Annotated in this window: 2 protein-coding genes; both read left to right on the top strand. The window is 70.0% G+C overall.

The annotated features are described in order from the left end of the window. The coding region (locus K6V06_RS20505; RefSeq protein ID WP_222245975.1) for an amino acid adenylation domain-containing protein at positions 1–2,155 on the top strand (2,155 nt) is incomplete at its 5' end. Next, the coding region (locus tag K6V06_RS20500) for a condensation domain-containing protein (RefSeq protein ID WP_255582000.1) at positions 2,156–3,830 on the top strand (1,675 nt) is incomplete at its 3' end.

Genomic DNA, 3,830 nt, shown 5'->3' with positions numbered 1-3,830 from the left:
CGTGGTGTTCGAGAACTACCCCGTCGATGCGGCGCTGCGGCGCGCGCCCGCCGGGCTGGCCTTCAGCGGCGTGCAGAACCGCGCCGAGACCAACTACCCGCTGACGCTGGTGCTGGCTCATGCCGATGCGCTGCGGCTGACTTGCCGCTTCGATCGCGCGCTGCTGGGCGAGGCGCAGGCGCGCCAGCTGGCGCAAAGCCTGTTCGCGCTGCTGCGCCAGATGGCCGCCAACGCCGAGCGCCCGCTGGGCCAGCTCGCCACGCTGCCGGAAGCAGAACTGCCGGCGTGGCTGCACGCAGCCATCGGTCCGCAAAGCGGCAACGCACTGCCGCCGGCGCACCGGCAGTTCGAAGCGCATGCCAGCTCGACACCGGACGAGCTGGCGCTGTTCGCCGCAGGACAGGCGATCAGCTACGGCGAATTGAACCGCCGCGCCAATCGTCTGGCGCACCGGTTGATCGCGCGTGGCATCGGTCCCGACAAACCGGTCGGCGTGTTCGCCGAGCGCTCGGTCGAACTGGTGGTGGCCCTGCTGGCGATCCTGAAGGCAGGCGGCGCCTACCTGCCCTTCGACCCTGACCATCCCGCGCAGCGGCTCGCCTACATGGTCGAGGACAGCGGCGTGTCGCTGCTGCTGGCGCAACGCGTGGATGCGCTGCCGCCGCTGCCCGCGGGCGTTGCGGTGATCGATCTGGCCGACCCGGCGCCATCAGAGGCGGACGATATCAATCCCGTGCCGCTGCTGTCGGACCACCACCTCGCCTACGTCATCTACACCTCGGGCTCGACGGGGCGGCCCAAAGGCGTCGGCGTCTCGCATGGCGCGCTGTGTCACTACCTGCGCGGCGTGCTGTCCGCGTTGTCCCTGCCGCCACGCTTGCGCATGGCGATGGTATCGACACCGGCGGCCGATCTGGGGCACACGGTGTTGTTCGGCGCGCTGGCAAGCGGAGCGTCGCTGTATCTGCCCGAGCGCCGCTGCGTCTTCGATGCCGCCGCGTTCGGCAGGTTCATGGCCGAACATCAGGTCGATGTGCTGAAAATCGTGCCCAGCCATCTGCAGGCTCTGCTCGATGGCGCGGAGGCAGCTGGCGCCAGTGCAGCCGCCGTCTTGCCGGCCCACACGCTGGTGCTCGGCGGCGAAGCGACCGGCGCGGCGCTGCGGGCCCGGATCCATGCCGAACGGCCGCAATGCCGGCTGGTCAACCATTACGGCCCCACCGAGTGCACGGTCGGCGCATTGGTCCACGTCGCCGGCACGGTGCCCCAGCCCGGCGCAGGGTTGCCGCTTGGCACACCGCTCGCCAACACCGTGGCCTACGTGCTGGACGCCTCCTTCACCCCGCTGCCGGACGGGGTCGCCGGCGAACTGTATATCAGCGGTCCGGGCCTTGCCCGCGGCTATCTCGGCCGCGCCGCGCTCACGGCCCGCTCCTTCGTGCCGGATCCGTTCGGAAGCGATGGGCAACGGCTTTATCGAACCGGAGACCGCGTGCGCCGCCGCGCGGATGGCGCACTCGAATATCTGGGCCGCATCGACGAACAGGTGAAGATCCGCGGCTTCCGGGTCGAGCCAGGCGAGATCGCCGCCCGCATGCTCGACCTGCCCGCGCTGCGCCAGGCCGCTGTCGTCGCGCAGCCGGACGCAGACGGCAACCTTCAACTGGTGGGCTACGCCGTGCCGCACAGCGGTCCCGCGCCGGACCCCGCCGAGCTGCGCCGCGCACTGGCGGCTTCGCTGCCCGCTCATATGGTGCCGGCGGCCATCGTGCTGCTCGAAGCGCTACCGCTGACGGCCAACGGCAAGCTGGATCGGCGCGCCTTGCCGCACCCGGAGGCGCCCGCTACGGCAACCGGCGAAGCGCCTCAGGGCGAACTCGAAACTCGGCTCGCCGCCATCTGGCAGGACCTGCTGCGTGTGCCTCGGGTCGGCCGTCACGACAATTTCTTCGCGCTGGGCGGGCATTCGCTGCTCGCGGTGCAACTGCTATCCCGTATCAAGGGCCAACTCGGCATCGACGTGCCGCTGGCCAGGCTGTTCGGCGCCAACACGCTGGCCGAGCTCGCCGCCATCTTGCCCGGACAGCATCGCCACGCCGATGAAGCGGCGCTGCTGGAGCTGGAAGCCTTCGCCAATTCCCTGGAGTCTGTCTGAATGATCGAAGCCAATACCGCGGCCCGGCTGGCCGCGCGTTTTGCCACGCTGGCGCCGGCCCAGCGCCGTGCCTTTCTGGACAAGATGGGCGAGCAAGGCATCGCCTTCTCGCAGTTGCCGATTCCCGCCCTGCCGCAGGCGGGCACTGACGGGGCCTACGAGGCGCCGCTGTCCTTCGCGCAGCAGCGGCAGTGGTTCCTTCATCGCTTCGAGCCGGGCAGCGCGGCCTACCACATCAGCAGCAGCGTGACGCTGCGCGGCACGCTCGACGTGGCCGCACTGAACGCGGCCTTCGCGGCCGTGACCCAGCGGCACGAAGCACTGCGCACCGTCTTCGTCAGCGACGAACGGGGCAATGCCCGCCAGCGCGTGCTTGCGCACGTCTCGCTTGACTTGCCCATCACCGACCTGTCCGCAGATCCCGATCCTGATGCGGGGGCGGATCAGCTGGCCGCCGGTATCGCCGAGTTGCCCTTCGATCTGGGGCAGGCGCCGCTGCTGCGCGTACAACTGCTGCGGCTGCGCGAGCGGCACCATCGCCTGGTGCTGGTGATGCACCATATCGTCTCCGATGGATGGTCGATGCAGCTGCTGATCGACGATATCGCCGCTGCCTATCGCGCACAGCTGCAAGGCGAGACAGGCGAGGCGCCTGCGGTGCAGGAGCGGCCGCCGGTCCGCTACACCGACTATGCGGCATGGCAGCGCAACTGGCTCGAAGCGGGCGAGCAGGCCCGCCAGCTGGAGTGGTGGCGCTCCGAACTCGCCGGCGCACCCGCCGTGCTGGCCTTGCCGACCGATCATCCCCGCCCTGCCGCCGCGGTCTATCGCGTGGGCCGCTGCGATATCGCCATCGACGACGCGCTGGCGCACGGTCTGCGCGAGCGGGCCCGCGAACATGGCGCAACCATGTTCATGCTGCTGCAGGCCGGCTTCCAGGCGCTGTTGTACCGCTACACCGGCAGCAGCGACATCTGCGTCGGCATGCCGGTTGCGAACCGGAACCGGCTTGAAATCGAGCGCGTGGTTGGCCTGTTCGTCAACACGCAGATCCTGCGCGTTCGCATCGATGGCCGAGAACCGCTGCGTGCGCTGCTGGAGCAGGTGCGCACAGCGGTGCTCGGCGCGCAGGCGCACCAGGATCTGCCCTTCGAACAGCTGGTGGAAGCGCTGCAGCCAGAACGCAGCATGAGCTACAACCCCTTGTTCCAGGTGGTGCACAACCATCGGCGCGGCGATCGCGCCGCGGCGGCCGCGTTGCCGGGGCTCGAACTCGAAAGCGCGCCGGTGGGCGAGCGGACGACGGCGCTGGAACTGACGCTGGACACGCGGGAGGACTCCGCCGGCCACATTCATGCCAGCCTGCTGTTCGCCGAGGACCTGTTCGACGCCAGCACCGCGGCACGGCTGGCGGCCCACTATCTGCGCCTGCTGCGCGCATTGGTCGATGCGCCGGAGCAGCCGCTGAACCGCGTGGATCTTCTCGACGACGGCGAGCGGTCCGCCCTGTTGGAACTCGGACATGGCGACGTCGGCAGCGCGGTTGCACAACCGGTGCACGCGCGCATCGCCGCGCATGCCGCCCTGCATCCCGACGCCCTCGCGGTGGTCTGCGGCGGGCAGACGCTGTGCTACGGCGAGCTGCTGGCGCGCGCCGATCGCCTCGCCGCCGTGC

It is taken from the genome of Cupriavidus sp. AU9028 (assembly GCF_019795295.1).
Classification (GTDB): domain Bacteria; phylum Pseudomonadota; class Gammaproteobacteria; order Burkholderiales; family Burkholderiaceae; genus Cupriavidus.
The sequence above is the reverse complement of the archived record's forward strand: the minus strand, read 5'-3'. Positions and strand labels throughout refer to the sequence as shown.